Annotated in this window: 20 protein-coding genes and 1 riboswitch; all 20 genes read right to left on the bottom strand. The window is 33.4% G+C overall.

Annotated elements, in window-relative coordinates; genetic code table 11:
* Positions 1–79: 79 nt before the first annotated feature.
* Positions 80–727 carry a 3,4-dihydroxy-2-butanone-4-phosphate synthase gene (gene ribB / locus CLU97_RS17725; protein ID WP_121489111.1) on the bottom strand — a complete coding sequence of 216 codons (648 nt, stop codon included), beginning with the start codon at positions 725–727 and terminating at the stop codon, positions 80–82.
* 92 nt (positions 728–819) lie between these two features.
* A riboswitch (FMN riboswitch) is annotated at positions 820–945 on the bottom strand.
* 125 nt (positions 946–1,070) lie between these two features.
* Complete coding sequence (locus CLU97_RS17720) at positions 1,071–1,511, bottom strand: DUF1801 domain-containing protein (protein WP_121489785.1); 441 nt, start codon at positions 1,509–1,511, stop codon at positions 1,071–1,073.
* Between the two features lie 42 nt (positions 1,512–1,553).
* Positions 1,554–2,330 carry an alpha/beta fold hydrolase gene (locus CLU97_RS17715; RefSeq protein WP_121489110.1) on the bottom strand — a complete coding sequence of 259 codons (777 nt, stop codon included), beginning with the start codon at positions 2,328–2,330 and terminating at the stop codon, positions 1,554–1,556.
* 397 nt (positions 2,331–2,727) lie between these two features.
* Positions 2,728–3,231, bottom strand: coding sequence for a DinB family protein (locus tag CLU97_RS17710; protein ID WP_121489109.1), 504 nt, complete (start codon positions 3,229–3,231; stop codon positions 2,728–2,730).
* Positions 3,232–3,262: 31 nt separating this feature from the next.
* Positions 3,263–3,646, bottom strand: coding sequence for a 5-carboxymethyl-2-hydroxymuconate Delta-isomerase (locus CLU97_RS17705; RefSeq protein ID WP_121489108.1), 384 nt, complete (start codon positions 3,644–3,646; stop codon positions 3,263–3,265).
* A 130-nt stretch (positions 3,647–3,776) separates the two neighbouring features.
* Positions 3,777–5,387, bottom strand: coding sequence for a serine hydrolase (locus CLU97_RS17700; protein ID WP_121489107.1), 1,611 nt, complete (start codon positions 5,385–5,387; stop codon positions 3,777–3,779).
* A gap of 97 nt (positions 5,388–5,484) precedes the next feature.
* Positions 5,485–6,264 carry a hypothetical protein gene (locus CLU97_RS17695; protein WP_121489106.1) on the bottom strand — a complete coding sequence of 260 codons (780 nt, stop codon included), beginning with the start codon at positions 6,262–6,264 and terminating at the stop codon, positions 5,485–5,487.
* Positions 6,257–6,757, bottom strand: a complete 501-nt coding sequence (locus CLU97_RS17690; RefSeq protein WP_121489105.1) for a hypothetical protein — start codon at positions 6,755–6,757, stop codon at positions 6,257–6,259. Before CLU97_RS17690 ends, CLU97_RS17695 begins: the two co-directional genes overlap by 8 nt.
* Positions 6,741–7,334, bottom strand: a complete 594-nt coding sequence (locus CLU97_RS17685; protein ID WP_147436510.1) for a hypothetical protein — start codon at positions 7,332–7,334, stop codon at positions 6,741–6,743. Before CLU97_RS17685 ends, CLU97_RS17690 begins: the two co-directional genes overlap by 17 nt.
* 276 nt (positions 7,335–7,610) lie before the next feature.
* Complete coding sequence (locus CLU97_RS17680; RefSeq protein WP_121489103.1) at positions 7,611–7,985, bottom strand: VOC family protein; 375 nt, start codon at positions 7,983–7,985, stop codon at positions 7,611–7,613.
* Positions 7,986–7,996: 11 nt separating this feature from the next.
* On the bottom strand, positions 7,997–8,536 hold the full coding sequence (locus CLU97_RS17675) for a dihydrofolate reductase family protein (protein ID WP_121489102.1): 540 nt from the start codon (positions 8,534–8,536) through the stop codon (positions 7,997–7,999).
* Positions 8,537–8,583: 47 nt separating this feature from the next.
* Positions 8,584–9,138 carry a hypothetical protein gene (locus CLU97_RS17670; RefSeq protein WP_121489101.1) on the bottom strand — a complete coding sequence of 185 codons (555 nt, stop codon included), beginning with the start codon at positions 9,136–9,138 and terminating at the stop codon, positions 8,584–8,586.
* Positions 9,139–9,155: 17 nt separating this feature from the next.
* Positions 9,156–9,731, bottom strand: a complete 576-nt coding sequence (locus CLU97_RS17665; RefSeq protein WP_147436509.1) for a hypothetical protein — start codon at positions 9,729–9,731, stop codon at positions 9,156–9,158.
* Positions 9,732–9,768: 37 nt separating this feature from the next.
* Positions 9,769–10,428: a DUF2461 domain-containing protein gene (locus CLU97_RS17660; RefSeq protein ID WP_121489099.1), complete on the bottom strand. Its 660-nt coding sequence runs from the start codon at positions 10,426–10,428 to the stop codon at positions 9,769–9,771.
* Positions 10,429–10,448: 20 nt separating this feature from the next.
* Complete coding sequence (locus CLU97_RS17655; protein WP_121489098.1) at positions 10,449–11,015, bottom strand: hypothetical protein; 567 nt, start codon at positions 11,013–11,015, stop codon at positions 10,449–10,451.
* Positions 11,016–11,032: 17 nt separating this feature from the next.
* Positions 11,033–11,728, bottom strand: coding sequence for a TauD/TfdA family dioxygenase (locus CLU97_RS17650; RefSeq protein ID WP_121489097.1), 696 nt, complete (start codon positions 11,726–11,728; stop codon positions 11,033–11,035).
* Positions 11,718–12,044 carry a hypothetical protein gene (locus tag CLU97_RS17645; protein ID WP_121489096.1) on the bottom strand — a complete coding sequence of 109 codons (327 nt, stop codon included), beginning with the start codon at positions 12,042–12,044 and terminating at the stop codon, positions 11,718–11,720. The genes CLU97_RS17650 and CLU97_RS17645 overlap by 11 nt, the downstream gene beginning before the upstream one ends.
* 79 nt (positions 12,045–12,123) lie before the next feature.
* Entirely contained in the window at positions 12,124–13,161 is a 1,038-nt protein-coding gene (locus CLU97_RS17640) for a serine hydrolase domain-containing protein (RefSeq protein WP_121489095.1), read from the bottom strand.
* Between the two features lie 86 nt (positions 13,162–13,247).
* Positions 13,248–13,901: a DUF4919 domain-containing protein gene (locus CLU97_RS17635; protein WP_121489094.1), complete on the bottom strand. Its 654-nt coding sequence runs from the start codon at positions 13,899–13,901 to the stop codon at positions 13,248–13,250.
* 76 nt (positions 13,902–13,977) lie between these two features.
* Positions 13,978–14,457: an ecotin family protein gene (locus CLU97_RS17630; protein WP_121489093.1), complete on the bottom strand. Its 480-nt coding sequence runs from the start codon at positions 14,455–14,457 to the stop codon at positions 13,978–13,980.
* Between the last annotated feature and the right edge of the window lies 1 nt (position 14,458).

Raw genomic sequence — 14,458 nt, 5'->3', positions numbered from 1 at the left:
TTTGTTTTTGATTAAATATTTAAACAAACCGCCGGCTGATAAGATCAGCCGGCGGTTCTGTGCGTTAAAAAACTAAAATTTAGTTGCTTATAATCATTTTACGGTAAGTGTAGATGTCTTCAATGGTAACTACACTCATCCCTTTTTTGATAGCAAAGTCTGCAATTTCCGGAAGTCTTGCCATAGAACCGTCCTCATTGGTCAGTTCACAGAGTACGGCATCATCTCCCAGATTGGCCATTTTTACAAGATCTACACTGCCTTCAGTATGACCGCGTCTTTCAAAAACACCATCTTTTCTGGCGATCAGGGGAAATACATGCCCGGGGCTTGCAATATGTTCTGCCTGGGCATTTGATGCAACAGCGGTTCTGATAGTCGTTACACGATCTTTTGCAGAAACTCCGGATTCTACCCCTTCTCTGGCTTCAATAGAAATGGTAAATGCAGTTTGATTTTTTGAATTGTTGTCCTCCACCATCGGACGAAGGTTGAGGTGGCGGCTTTTTTCCTCAGAAATACATAAGCAGACAATACCGCTGCATTCGCGGATAAGAAGTGCCATGTCCTGTTCTGTAATTGTGGAAGCGGGAAAGATAATGTCGCCTTCGTTTTCGCGGTTTTCATCATCTACTAATAGAATACCTTTTCCCTGTTGTAATGTGTGAAGTGCTTTTTCTACACGTTCTTTGGAGGTTGCTCCGAATTGTTCTAATAATTTTTCCATGTTATTTTACTTTTAAAAGTTAAAATACTCTTCGGTACATGGAAATGAAATACAACGCAATAAGAGTCCATAAGGAATCTTACTGGTCATCTCATTTTCTTCTCCCATCCAGACTTTAACTGTCGGTTCCGGAATTTCACCAGATCAGTCCTTTCCGAAGAAAGGAGTCGCGGACTGTAACCGCCGGTAGGGAATTGCACCCTGCCCCGAAGAAAACTTATACTAAGTTTTGCTGTATGTTGTAATTTAAATTTTTATTTCATTGAATAGTATTTAACGCACAGACCGCTAATTTCGGGAAGTTTTTTGAATTGGAGAAGAAATTTATAACTAATCACTTACATTATTTTTCTCTACAGGCACATTCATGATTTTCATTTAAATAAGCAATGGTTGCTTTACACATTTTCTCTAAAGTTTCAATATTGATATCAGAAAGTTTTTTGATGTAAATGCAGGATTTTCCCATTTTAAATTTTCCAAAATCATTTAATAAGTGTTTACTTTCTTCGGTTGGCGAATAAACATACAGTGAAAATTCTGCTTTACGGGGTGAAAATCCAATAAGGGGCATATCACCTTCATGTCCGCTTGCATATTTATAATGATAACTGCCAAATCCTATGATGGTAGGTCCCCACATTTTAGGCTCAAATCCTGTCCATTCACTCATCCATTGTATTAGTTGGAAGCTGTCTTCTTTCTTTTCATCTTTTTCTACAAATGAATTAATAAAATCAGTTACGTTTACATTTGTCTCGGTAGTTTTATTTGCTTTAGCCATAGTAATTGTCGTCTTTAGTTGCTGTTTTTTCTCAATATACATTTAAATCAGTCTTTTCAGAACATGATCTAAAATGGTATTGAAGTCATCCGGCTTTTCAAGCATAGGATAATGCCCGACCCCCTCTATCGTAACATAATCATAGTTTTTCAAATATTTGCGGTTGGCTTCCAGATCAGTAGGAGAGGCATCAGAATTGATGGCTATAACGGGTATTTGAACGTGCTTTGCAATAGTATTAAAATCAGTTTTATATAAAGGTCTGAGAAGGTTGATAGCCATTTCAGGTTCATTCTGAAGAAATTCGCGTTGTAATCTTTCTTTTACATCAGAAGGAGTTTGTTCAGAAAAAAGATATTGTGGTAAGAGGTTTTCTACGGTATATTTGAAATCAGCTTTGTACAGTGATAAAACTTCTTCAGTCTGTTCTTCAGTATAATATTCATCTAAGTTTTTCAAGGTATCAATAAGGATTAAAGCCTTTACCTGTGGGATTTTTAAAGAAGCTTCCAAAACATAGGCTCCGGACATTGAATGCCCCACAAGAATTATTTCCTGAGAATTAACAGCATCTGCAACAGCTTTGATATCATCTGCATATCGCTCGCTCGTCCATTCCAGTCTGGAAGAATCCGATTTTCCGTGTCCGGAAAGATCCATCAGTACAATGTGATACTGGTTATTTAAATATTTTTGCTGAACTTGCCACCATTCGGTATTTCCGAGCCATCCGTGGATAAACAGAAGGGTTGGATTCCCGTTTCCGGATTCTTTATAATAAATTTTCTGACCCTCTGATGAGATTGCGTAGTTTTCCATTTCAAATTTTGGTATTAGTGTGTAATAACAAATTTACAAAATCACTATGATCATATAAGAATTACAATTGTGGATTAACATGAATTCAAAGTAAAAATGTGGACAGTTTATCCACAAAATTTATCCACATGGTTTTCTATTGTGGAAAATTCACAAAAAATAATATTTGCTGTAATTTAATGAAATATAGATGATTATAACGTTTTGTTTTATTATCTAAAAACTTATCCATAGTTTATCCACAAGTAAAAATTAGGTAATAAAAAGTTATCCACAAATAGTCAAAAATGTGGATAACTGATTGTTTAGAGTGTAAATAATTTGAAACCAATAACTTAATTAAATGGAAATGCTATTCTGAAATTCTCTTTCATACTTATCCACAAAATTGATGGATTTATTGCTGATCTTTATAAATATTCCAGAAATTAAAATCCGTCATAGGAGCGTCGGTGATTCCGATATTTCTTCCCATTGTTACGATTTGTCCTCTGTGATAAGTCCCGTGAATAATAGCATGCTGAATATATTCGTATTTGGAAAAATCACACTGGAACCATTGGGAATCTATCTTTACATTTTTCGAAAGATTCTCTTCAGACAAGCTTTCTACATAATCTACCAGCATTTGTGAATTGTTTCTTATCGCATTGAAAACATCTTCTTTACTGGTGGTTTCTGTAGTTTTAGTAAAATCAAAATCATTCTTTTCAGAAATATGACTCCACCAGTATTCCTGGGTTTGCCAGATATGATGTAATGTTTTCAAAATTGTAGGAAAGCTTGAAATAGTTTCCTGATTCAGCTGTTCGTCAGACTTTGTGGATAACCAGTCGATGTACTTATTGACTACCCAGTTGTTGTACTGAACGGTTTTGTTGACTAATGCTTTTAAGCTCATAATATTAGTATTTAGTTGGTGTCAGAAGAAATTACAATCCGAAATGCCGGTCTTTATCTGTATTTTCAGGATTAATGAGTGCTCTGTTGCTGTAAGTTGCCGCTTCGAAATCACTGATGTTCACAGAAAGAAAAGAAATATCCGGCAGTAATTCTGAAAGTTGGGTACTGATCTGTCCGGAAAGTTCTGCTTTTTGTTCTGTAGTGCGCCCTTCCATGATATATCCAAACACATGCAAAAAATTTTTCTTACCTGTACCCAATCTGTAATATTGATAGGGTTGAAGTCTTACTTTGATGTCATTGGGAGCAAACAGACCTGTTGCGTCAGCTACTTTATAAACGGCATCCATTAATTCATCAGGCGGTCTATGCTGAAGAATATCCTGCGAACAATCTATAATAAAATGAGGCATAGATTATATTTTGTGTTTTGATTTTGTGTAAGTTAAAAATAATAAAAAATATCAATGAATATTAAAAATAAAAACCGTTCTGAAAACAAAACGGTTTGAAAATGTATTTTTTACTTAATGAATACCTGCTTTATGAATTCGATTTTTTAATGCTGTATTGTGGTTTTACAATATCAGTCATGTCAAGAGTAATATCATAAACTCCATCTTCATGAATAGGAAAATCATAGGCATCAAAGGCGATACTTTTATTATCATTATTCAGTCCTAGGCTATATCCCCAGTCATTATTAAACCTGAATTTCAGATTGCCTTTTTTCAATGTATAGTTTTTCAGGAAATAAATATTGCGATTTTTAGGATCTGTCTGCAGTGGAATATCTTTTCCGTCCCAGCCACTTGGTGTAGCATTTCCAATAATTCCCCAGGTAGGATTACTGGTATTTCTTTTTGCTGTTTTCACAGTTCCGTCCCAGAAATGAATAACAACAGTATTTATTTTTCCGTTTTGATCCGGTTGGAATGTACAGGTGAATTTCTCATCCAGCTGAAAGGACGTTTTGTTTAACGGTAATAAAGCGTTTCTGGGATAACTGCCTTCTTTAAAAACAAGTTTCCCATCGGCACTTTTTATATAGAAATTTGAATTCTCAGCAGAATAAACGCCTTCCAGCTTTTTTAAGTCCTCCCTGCTCACTTTTGCAATGGTAGGAATGTTATAAGGTTTATTGTACAGTATCTTTTCTACCAGAGGAAAAATAAAATCCGTGTGTGATAGCTCTGAATTTGAAATTACAATCACACAGATATCATCCTGAAGAATCCTGTAATATCTGCTTCTATAGCCAGGTCCGCCGCCATCATGACCCACTCTTTTTTTGTCAAAAACAGTCGAAATCTGAAACCCTAATCCATAATCATCTTTAAGATAAGGGGTAAAAGCTTTATCTATGGTTTCCTTTTTCAGGATGCTGTAATTCTTTAATGCTTCGTTGAATTTAAAAAGATCTTCCACCGTAGAATACATGGCTCCGGCTCCAAAAGGATGGTCGGTTTTGAAACGTAATGCTTCATTAGATTTATTATCAGATAAAAATTCATACCCAAATGCTTTATTTTCATCAATCACGTTATTGAAATGAAAGCCACTGTGGTTCATTTTGAGCGGCTTCAGGATATTGTTTTCTATGACCTGATCATAATCCAGACCTGTCACTTTTTTAATAATATAACTGAGAATATAATAACCGGAATTGGAGTAGTCCCAATCTTTTCCCGGAGAAAAATTCAAAGGTTTTGCAGAAATATACTTTATAAATGTTTCCTCATCTACAGTATATTCAGAATTTGTGTCATTAGGAATTCCTGAAGTGTGGGAAAGCAGATTAGCAATGGTAATGCTGTCGCCTTTCGGAAAGTCAGGATAGTATTTGGATAGTTTGTCATTCAGGGATAATTTCCCCTGTTCTTCCAGCTGAAAAATAACTGTTGCCGTGAACATTTTTGTGGTAGAGAAAACCCGGTAAAGGCTGTTATTGGTATTTTTCTCTTTTTTAGGAGCATTTCTGTAGCCGTAGCTTTTTTCAAAAATAATTTTTCCTTTATCAGCAATCAGAACAGAGCCGCTGAACAATCCAGCTTTTTCATAGGTTGAGAATAACTGTTCCAGTTTTTTAGACTTCTGTGAAAAAAGAGGATTCACCGTCAGTAATAAAACGATACAGATTAAAATAGGTTTCATGTAATTTTTTTAAATAAGACACTTTTGGGTGTGATAATATTACATGGACCTGGAAAGATATTTAAGAATGAATGATACGGTTTTTTACAATTGCTCTTTAGTCTAAAGAATCAAAAGGAATTTTATTTTCATTAATGAGTTTGTCTTTAAATTTCTCAGCGTAAGTATGGGCAAATTTTTCTTTTTCACTTTTGGGAATACGAAAATAAAAATCCATTCTTTTGTCCTGTGCATCATAATCTATGTCTTCTTCATTATCATGATGCCCAGGTCTTTCAACAACTTCCAAATAATGAACATAATGTCCGAATTCGTGTGGTAAAGTTCTGTAAAGTTGAGTATTTCTGATATTTTCAGTGCGAAACTCTGCTATGAAATTTCTTTTTGTTTCAGTAAAGATGTGGCCATCTGCTTTTAGCCTCTCAAATTCCTGCTGATCTTCAATAGTCTGTTTCTTTGGCCATGATAAATATTTTTCCAAATCAACAGCATCCAGAATTATGGCAGGGAAATACTCATTTTCGAAGTCATAACTATAAATTAATCTTCCCCAAACTGGTGAAAGGATTTCTTCTTTGCGTTTAGGCTGCCTTAAAATGATATATTTTAATTCTCCATAATCTTTTGCCGGGATATTCTCTATAATTCTTTGAATATCATTAATGGAGCAGGAGTGGAAAGAATTTTTACGGGTACTTTCAACTATAAAAATAAATTCATGATTGTTGATGAGCCGTATTTCTTTTTGGTAATCAGTAAGTTTTTCATAAAAAGGCCTGAGATCTCCGTAAGGAGAAGAAATGGTCAGTTTATTATTCTGGCCGTGCCCTTGATTTTTTGTGCCGATATTTCTATTTCTTCGAATTGGATTATGCATTGTAATACCCTATTTTTTTATTTCGTCCACTATTTCGCTGGCTTTGGCTTCGGTGATCCAGTCTACAATTCTTGTTTCGTTTCCGTTTTGTATAAACACAACAGAATAAGTTGACCCATCGATAACGAACACCCAATTTAGACTTCTCCACCTTGAAATCTTTTACCATGATCTGCTCAATTTCTTTTTTCAGGTAGATTTTTGGTTTTGTAAACAGCTTGTTTTTATACCGGACTGTTATTTGTTCGGGTTCGATGATAAGAATTGTTTTTCCAAAGGTGTTCCATAGCCAGAAATATAAGAACAGTATAAAAAAAGCTGCAAAAGGAGTGACAGACGAAAAAAAGTTTAAAACAGCATAAAACCCTTGCTCCTGAAGACTTGTAAGAGGAATAATAATCAGAATAATAAAAGAGAGCATCAATAAACCTAAACCCAATACAATGGTTACTGCCCAATTGGTTTTGTTTTTTATTTTAATAGTGATTAGCATTTTTTACATTCATTGTTATGTTTTCTATCTTCCAGTGAGCTTTCTTTGATACTTTATACCTTAGTTGAATATACAGTATATTATTTTTGATTTTAATATTTTCAAAAAGATTTTCAGGATAAAATTCGTGGGCACTTTTTAATGTTTTTTCAATTTTATCTTTTGGAATATTAATAGGGTATGATTTACTACTATTAAGGTTGGTATACAATAATTTGCTATTTGTTTTTAAAGTTATAGTATAGGGAATATTTTTATATTTACTGATGAAAATAATAGAACCGAGATCTGCTATTTTTCTGCCGTTATTTTTGTCATACAAGATATATTCTCCCGGTTGGCAGCAGCCAGATACTATGCTATTTTCTATGAGAAATGATTTTTTGTACTCCGTCCAGTTTCTGTAGCCCAGTCTTCCGCTTAATTCTATAAAGTCTTTTTCAAGCTCGAAGATTTTTCTTTTGATATTTCTGTTTTGAAAAGTGATCCATGAAGTGTTACAGTCGTATTCCCAAAATACCTTCGCCCCATTTTGAAATTGTGCAGGTTTACAGGAAATTAAATTCTTTAATTTCAAATTTTTTGAGCAACCACATTTCTGGGCATCAATGAAGCTTAAGAAAAAACATAAAATTAATATTAATGTATATTTCATGGCGTAGTTATCAGATTAAAATAAAATTAACCTATTAAAAATCTTAAAGATCTTTCCTTTCAAACAATAAGGTTTTTTCAAGACCAAAATTATTAATTCTGACTGTTGGAGAATCCATTTCCCAGCCTGGAAGATGATCATAAAGCTGATCTTTTAATTTTACGATTCCAGGGGTTACTTTATAATCAAATTCATAACTTATTTTTTACTTTTTAACTGGAACACATTTCCTTCAGGATCGGTTCCGTCACAAAGCCAGAAAGGATAGTTTTCAAAGGTTTTGATTTCTCTCATGTTGATGTTTTTTGAAATCAGCTCATTTCTTGCAGATATTATATCCATATCAATTTCAAAAACAAGTTTTGTATTGTTGTCAAAAGTATGTTCTTCCTCTATTTGGTCAAAGTACTGTTCCCCAATTTTGTGCAATCCGATATGAATACCTCCAGTATCAAGCAAAGCCCATATTGGATCTTCTTCAATCACTTTCAGATTAAAATTTTCTACATAAAAATGGGTAAGTAATGGAACATTTTTTACATACAGAATAATGGTGCTGAGATGAACATTCATATCTTCTTAATTTAAGCTTCATAAATAAGTTGTACAACACCGGACTTGAAAATATGGGTCCTGACAAGTTTTAGATTCAGTCGTTCTTTTAAATCTTCAAAAAGAGGTTTCCCTTTCCCCAGAGCTATTGGATGTACGGATATTCTATAAGTGTCAATAAGATTATGTTCAATAAAGGTTTTAATAAGACTTGCCCCTCCGTACAGCCATATGTCTTTTCCTCCCTGATTTTTTATTTCCAAAACTTTTTCCACAATGTCAGAACTAATAAAAACAGCATTGTTATCTTCTCTGCTTTGACTGGAAAAGACAAATTTATTTTTTGAATGCACTGCCTTCCAAAGCTTTTGTTCTTCGGCAGCAGCGTTTTCTTCCGGCTGGTAATTTCCCCAGGCATCATAACTTACCCTTCCATAAAAAATACTGTCTATTCCGGAAAGAAATCCATCAAAATCCATATCATCGTCCATGATGCACCAGTCGGTTTCACCGTTGGGTCCTTCAATGAATCCGTCTAGAGTAGTGGCAAGGTCTAATATTATTTTTTTCATTTTAAGGATTGGTGATTTGTTTTTAGGAATCTCAAAAATATAAAAAGTTAGTGGGAAAACTGCAAAGTTTGAATAACCTTTAGAAGCTCGGTCTGGCTTTGTTTTGGCAGGTCTGTTCCATATAGGTTGAAGCTTATTTTTCCTATTGGTCCGGTCTTGAGGCTGTCTATATAAATTCCGGTCATTCCTTTTCCAACTTTTTTTGGTACTAATATTTTTGCCCTGTATCCATCAACTTTTTGATAGGTTATTTTACTTTTGATGAAATCTTCTCTATTGGTATTTTTATCAATGACAATAAATTCTGTTGTATCAGCCTTTGGATTCACTGTTAGAAGTTCGTTGAAATCTTTTCTGCTAATAATGGTGACATTTTCTTCTAATGAATAGGAATAAGGTCCATAATCATAAAAAATAGAATCATTATTTTTTGTAACAATGATGCCGGCATTGCTATCGTAAGAATCCGAGTTTATTTTTTTCCAATCCTTGGGTGCCTGAATTGTAAAGCTGCCAAAGGTCAGTAATTTTGTTTTTTGTGAATTCTCAGAACAGCTAAAGAATATAAAAGAAGTGGTAATGAATAAGAATATATTTTTCATAGCTGATTATCGTTGTTTTAAAGCTCCAATTTAATTTTTTTTACTTCTGTTGTATTGGGCTTGTCGATTTTGTTAGGAGTCACCCAATCTATATACAATTCTTTATTTTCAACATGAATACTGTCAATACAATAATGAGGAAACAGACTTGAACAGTTTTTCCAGTTTTCCCCCAGGAACTGTCTTTTTTTTTCAATCATATTTTCAGCCGCTAACCGATAAGGGAGAGAATCTGTTTCATAGATAACAATACCGTTTACTTTGTCATAAGCTAATGCATTTTCATACAACCTGACTTCATTGTTGTTAAATGGTAAAATTAAATCTGTCCATGTATCGCTACCGTTGGGATGTCTCAAACACATATAGAGATCATTGCTCCATTGTAAGGATGTTTTATGATCCAGATAATGGTTGCTAATGGGTATTGAAGAATTGAAAGTGCTTTTTCCGTTGGTCCAGCGTAAAAAAGATGTTGAATCTGTCTCCTTTATAATTTCAAATGTATGTTTCGGATTCATCGTTTGAGCCTTGTCTGATGAGTGGCATCCTAATATCAATAAACAAAAAGAAAACAGAAGGAGAGGTTTCATATGGTTTTAGTTTTTAAAAATGGATGATAACTGAATGTTAGAACAAAGGTTCTCCATTTAGATCCGTGGTCAGAATTTCACTCATATAATCAAAAAAAGGTCTCATGGCAAGCAGGGTGAGAAGTACTTCTTTTTGAAAATTGTCAGATAAAACTTCTTTATCGGTAAACTTTCGCATCACCAGAAATTGCTTTTTTCTAATCAAATCTATTGCCGGATGATTTTTATCAAAACCTCGCGGAGCTGTTTTTACAGAATCACCTTTGAGTGTTCCAAAATACTGTATAAAAGTCTTATCAGAAATAATTTTTTCAATTTCTGTACTGCTGATTTCGAATTCTTTACGGATACGAAGTAAATCTTTGGCCTCAGGACCCCAAAATCCACCGCCTACAAAGCTATTGCCGGGTTCCAGCTGAATATAATATCCACCTCTCAGCATAGGTTTCGAACGGGAATATCCAACTCCGAAATTATTCTTATAAGGTGCCTTGTCTTTAGAAAAACGAACATCATTGTAAATTCTGAAAATATGAATTCCCTTGAGCTGATCATGCTCCTGAAGCTCATGATAGATCTGAGTAAAAAAAACTTTGTTTTCTTTTACAATGGCTTCATATTCAGATTTGTGTTGAGCAAACCATTCACGATTGTTGTTTTCTTTTAAATGAGTCAGAAATTCAAATGCTTTTTTCATGTCTTTTTATTAAATGAAGGTTATGCTTGCAGCCATTGCAGCTCAATGTATTTTGTACAGTCGTTTTTTAATTCGTTATATCCATCGAGTAAAATTGCTGAACCACCTTTTTCTACTACTTCTTTTACAATTTTATAAGTTTCTTTAGCCCCCATAGGATCTTGTCCTACTAAATCAAAAACAATATTATTTGTCTTTGAAAGCGTTGTGTATAAAGTTAATAAGCGTCTCGGAGTACCTGCAAGGGTATTGACTTTTATTTTTTTGTTTATCCATTCCGTTTCATAAATTTTTGTGGCATAGGGACTTAAAAGATTGGCATTTTTCCTTAAATATTCTCCCACAGTCACAGGAAAAAAAATATCTCTAAAATTTGATTCTCTAAAAGGTTCAGCAAAAGTCATGCTTTTGTGGATAATAACATTTTCATGATCTGTCTTACCACAAAATATATCTTTAAGAAACATTTCTGTTTCATAGAAATGATATCCGTTGTAGAGATGTAGTACAACAATTTCTCCCGCGTTCAAAGTGAATGGCGGGATATAAAAAGTTTCTGTTTTTATTCCTTTGTTTTCGATGATCATTGGGATGTTTTTAATACTTAGCTTATTGTAAATCTGATCCTTTTTATCAACCTGTTGGAATTTACATTAATAGAGCTCCTTCCATGTAACATGAGATCGTTCCTAAATAAAATCAAATCTCCTTTTTCTAATTTGATGCTGAAAGAAAGACTTTTGAACAGTTGATCAAGATGGCTCAGTTCTTCAGTTTCAGTGGGAGTAAGCTTCGAAAAAGATTCCATTGTAATTCTGTCGTAACAGATTTTATATTTTCCGTTTTCAATTTCTAAAATACTTCTTTCCCTGTTTCTGAATTTCCACTTTTTATTTAAAAGTTTCTGTTTTTCATCTTCCGTTAAATGTTTCAAAAGGCTATTCAGGAGCATGAAATAATTAGTTCCCTGATCTTCTTCAGCAGGTTCTACACACAGTAATCCTATGGTGTTGGGAATGGTATCAAAATCAGCACAGTCAGTATGTAAAGGAAAAACCAGATTTGAATTGGCAATGGATGTAAAAAAATGATTACGGCGGGCTATTTTTACATCAAAAACCGCTTTGCCGTTATTATTCCGTTTTTCATTTAATGAAATTCCCAGCTGACTTACGAATGCCTGCAGTTCATCGTCATCCAGTGGAAAGCCTTTTACAATTACCAAAGAATTTCCCTGCTGTAAATTTTCTTTTATTTCCGGATAGCTGAGATCCTGTCCCCAGATATAATTAATTGACAAGGCTGGTAATTCCTTCTATAAGTATGAATAACGATCCGTCTTGCCCATGTTTAGGGAAATTACAAATTTTTTCTTCTAAATCTGTAATTATAATGTACTCATCATATTCTTTCTTTTCTAAAACATAATGCATGCAGGATATATTTTCAATTTGATTATCCCATTTTAGTTCTATATGGGTCGGGATTTTTGTCACTTCATGGATCTTAGAGATAAGTTCTCCAATTGATGATGAGTTTTCATCAATATCGATTTCAAGAATTTGAGGAAACTCTTCGTGTTCGATTGAAAGTATTGCTTTTAATTCAATTTTCATATTGAGTGTTATTTTTTGTAAAATTAGGCTAAAAAATAGATTGTGAAAGTATGGCTTTATGATTAACAGTAAATTTTACTTACTTTTTTAGAGAACTATTTTTCCTGTTATTCATAATAGCTTTAATGGTATCAGAAATCTCAAATAACTTTCCGTTGTAGTTGTTTCCTAATAAAATAACGGTCAATTTTTCATTCAGATCAGAAACCAGAAGCGCTTCATAGCTTCCCGCTCTCCCATCATGAGAGTGGTCAATTAATTTCTTGTTTTTAAATTTAGCTTCACCTAAAGAGGATTGAGTATCAGGCAAATCAAATTGTTGTCCCAATGCAAACAGCGAATTTTCATTGATCAGTTTTTTTGAATGAAGACAATTCAAGAATTTTAGCAAATCAGTTGTCGTTAAGAAGGTTCCGCCAACTAAAAAATCTGGTTTATCTTCTATCAATTTGTTATTAAACCCTTTGGCAACAAATTTTTCATCCACAATAGGGGTGATTTCTGCTGAACTCATTTTGCATGGTTTGAAAATATTTTTAGTTATATATTTTTTGTAGGTCATTCCAGTAATTTTTTCAACAATAAACTGCCTTAGAAAGACATTGTTCATGTTGTAATTGTACTGAGTTCCCGGAACAAAATCAAGTTTGTCAATTAATTTTAAATCATCGAAAATATCCTGATTACTTTTAATTTTTTTCCAGTTTACATTAGGAATGCCGCTTGTGTACTGCAGTAAGTTTTTTAGGGTGACTTTATCTGCCCATTTAGGTAATTCCGGAATGTATTTAGAAACATGATCATCCAGCTTTAATTTACCTTGCTCCTGTAATTGTAATAACGCAACGGCACTAAACTCTTTTGTAATAGAACCGATATTAAATCTGTAATCAGGAGTCAGCTTTACCGTTTTTGCAGCATCAGCGAAACCGAAAGAAGCATTGTAAATGATCTTATTATTTTTTGCTGCTAAAATATTTCCATTAAAGAAACCCGCTTGATGAAACTCCTTCATCAGGGAATCTATTTTAGCTGTACTTTTGTTTTGGGCAAATGAATTATTGATGGAAAGAAGAAGTATATTGAAAAATAAGAATAATTGTTTATAATATGACATGATTAGTTTTTTCTTTGATCATCATTTTTGTTAAATATTTTTTGTATTAAGAAAAGTAAATTGTATTGTTTAAAACAGAAATCATTTTAGAAAAAATATCCACCAACTAATTTTACAAATACTTCCCTGTCTCCGATTTTATAAATTGTTAGTATACTACCGTCTGAAAGTTGTTTCATTTTTTGGCTGAATTCAGCTCTCGGCCCTGAGATAGCAAGTTTGTCAAGCTGTTGTAAAACTTCTCCAGGGGTTAAAACACAAATTGCGGTCTCTTCACTTTTCCCGTCGCCACTTTTTTCTATCGTTTGCATGATTACATCCTTTTGTTTGGAACACAATTCTCTTTTTTCATTATTATCAAGTGCACGATAAATATTCATCATATCATCCAGTAAATCTTTGTTGAGAGGATTAATGGCATATTTTGATTCAGCTTCACTCACCATTTTTTCTGCTTTACTTTTTGACAGCCTTTTTTGAGCGGGTTTCCAGAATGTTCCGGATTCACTGTTATAATTCCCAATGGTATAATCAATTTTTATGAATTTACTCCCGTAATATAATTGATTCAACTGTTCCTGAGTCAATTCAGAAGGATTTAATTTGAATACTTCTAAAAGCTTATAAAAATTTTCCTGCGGATTTTCAGTGACGTTCTTTTTGATTAAGTCGGTATTAATCTGTGCACAGAATGCCTGAAAAATGAATACTAAAATACCTGAAATAATATATTTTCTCATTGTTTTTGTTTGAATTTGATAGTTCTGTTGTGGCTTTAATCTTATATTTTGCCAGTACAATATTGCATAAATTTTTCTAAAGTCCTGCACTTTGAAATTCTGAGCTCACCTTCCACAATCTGTATTCTACCGTCCATTTTTCAGGAATATAGAACGGAATTGCATAATACCCATTATATTCCCTAAAGATATTCTGAGAGCTTACAACTTTCTTTTTTATCTTTTTGGTTTCATCACAATTCGGCTTGTTAAAGGTTAGCATCTCTATGGGCATTTCTTTGGGTAATTCGTAGTAAGGGTATCTGTACGGTTGGATTGCAAATTTTTCTACTAAATTCTTACTATTAAAGCTGAAATCTTCAACAGATGAGCATTCAGAAACTTCCATTTCTATCCCAAATTTTATTTCAACTTTATAGTCTTTGTAGTTCTCAATTTTTGGCAGTTTAAGATCAACTCTTTTCATCCCTTTTTCGGGTTCCGGATAATTGGGTTTTTCCTGTGAATATAGTATTAATGAGTATAAAACAGAAAAGAATAAAATTATTTTTTTCATG

The organism is Chryseobacterium sp. 7 (genome assembly GCF_003663845.1).
In the GTDB taxonomy this organism is placed as follows: domain Bacteria; phylum Bacteroidota; class Bacteroidia; order Flavobacteriales; family Weeksellaceae; genus Chryseobacterium.
The sequence above is the reverse complement of the archived record's forward strand: the minus strand, read 5'-3'. Positions and strand labels throughout refer to the sequence as shown.

What these genes read in the sequence shown, in the direction of transcription:
- ribB (WP_121489111.1), bottom strand. Translation starts at nt 727, where the DNA reads ATGGAAAAATTATTAGAACAATTCGGAGCAACCTCCAAAGAACGTGTA.
- CLU97_RS17700 (WP_121489107.1), bottom strand. Translation starts at nt 5,387, where the DNA reads ATGAAACCTATTTTAATCTGTATCGTTTTATTACTGACGGTGAATCCT.
- CLU97_RS17695 (WP_121489106.1), bottom strand. Translation starts at nt 6,264, where the DNA reads ATGCATAATCCAATTCGAAGAAATAGAAATATCGGCACAAAAAATCAA.
- CLU97_RS17645 (WP_121489096.1), bottom strand. Translation starts at nt 12,044, where the DNA reads ATGAAAATTGAATTAAAAGCAATACTTTCAATCGAACACGAAGAGTTT.
- CLU97_RS17710 (WP_121489109.1), bottom strand. Translation starts at nt 3,231, where the DNA reads ATGAGCTTAAAAGCATTAGTCAACAAAACCGTTCAGTACAACAACTGG.
- CLU97_RS17675 (WP_121489102.1), bottom strand. Translation starts at nt 8,536, where the DNA reads ATGAAAAAAATAATATTAGACCTTGCCACTACTCTAGACGGATTCATT.
- CLU97_RS17715 (WP_121489110.1), bottom strand. Translation starts at nt 2,330, where the DNA reads ATGGAAAACTACGCAATCTCATCAGAGGGTCAGAAAATTTATTATAAA.
- CLU97_RS17635 (WP_121489094.1), bottom strand. Translation starts at nt 13,901, where the DNA reads ATGAGAAAATATATTATTTCAGGTATTTTAGTATTCATTTTTCAGGCA.
- CLU97_RS17630 (WP_121489093.1), bottom strand. Translation starts at nt 14,457, where the DNA reads ATGAAAAAAATAATTTTATTCTTTTCTGTTTTATACTCATTAATACTA.
- CLU97_RS17705 (WP_121489108.1), bottom strand. Translation starts at nt 3,646, where the DNA reads ATGCCTCATTTTATTATAGATTGTTCGCAGGATATTCTTCAGCATAGA.
- CLU97_RS17670 (WP_121489101.1), bottom strand. Translation starts at nt 9,138, where the DNA reads ATGAAAAATATATTCTTATTCATTACCACTTCTTTTATATTCTTTAGC.
- CLU97_RS17640 (WP_121489095.1), bottom strand. Translation starts at nt 13,161, where the DNA reads ATGTCATATTATAAACAATTATTCTTATTTTTCAATATACTTCTTCTT.
- CLU97_RS17655 (WP_121489098.1), bottom strand. Translation starts at nt 11,015, where the DNA reads ATGATCATCGAAAACAAAGGAATAAAAACAGAAACTTTTTATATCCCG.
- CLU97_RS17660 (WP_121489099.1), bottom strand. Translation starts at nt 10,428, where the DNA reads ATGAAAAAAGCATTTGAATTTCTGACTCATTTAAAAGAAAACAACAAT.
- CLU97_RS17680 (WP_121489103.1), bottom strand. Translation starts at nt 7,985, where the DNA reads ATGAATGTTCATCTCAGCACCATTATTCTGTATGTAAAAAATGTTCCA.
- CLU97_RS17665 (WP_147436509.1), bottom strand. Translation starts at nt 9,731, where the DNA reads ATGAAACCTCTCCTTCTGTTTTCTTTTTGTTTATTGATATTAGGATGC.
- CLU97_RS17720 (WP_121489785.1), bottom strand. Translation starts at nt 1,511, where the DNA reads ATGGCTAAAGCAAATAAAACTACCGAGACAAATGTAAACGTAACTGAT.
- CLU97_RS17690 (WP_121489105.1), bottom strand. Translation starts at nt 6,757, where the DNA reads ATGCTAATCACTATTAAAATAAAAAACAAAACCAATTGGGCAGTAACC.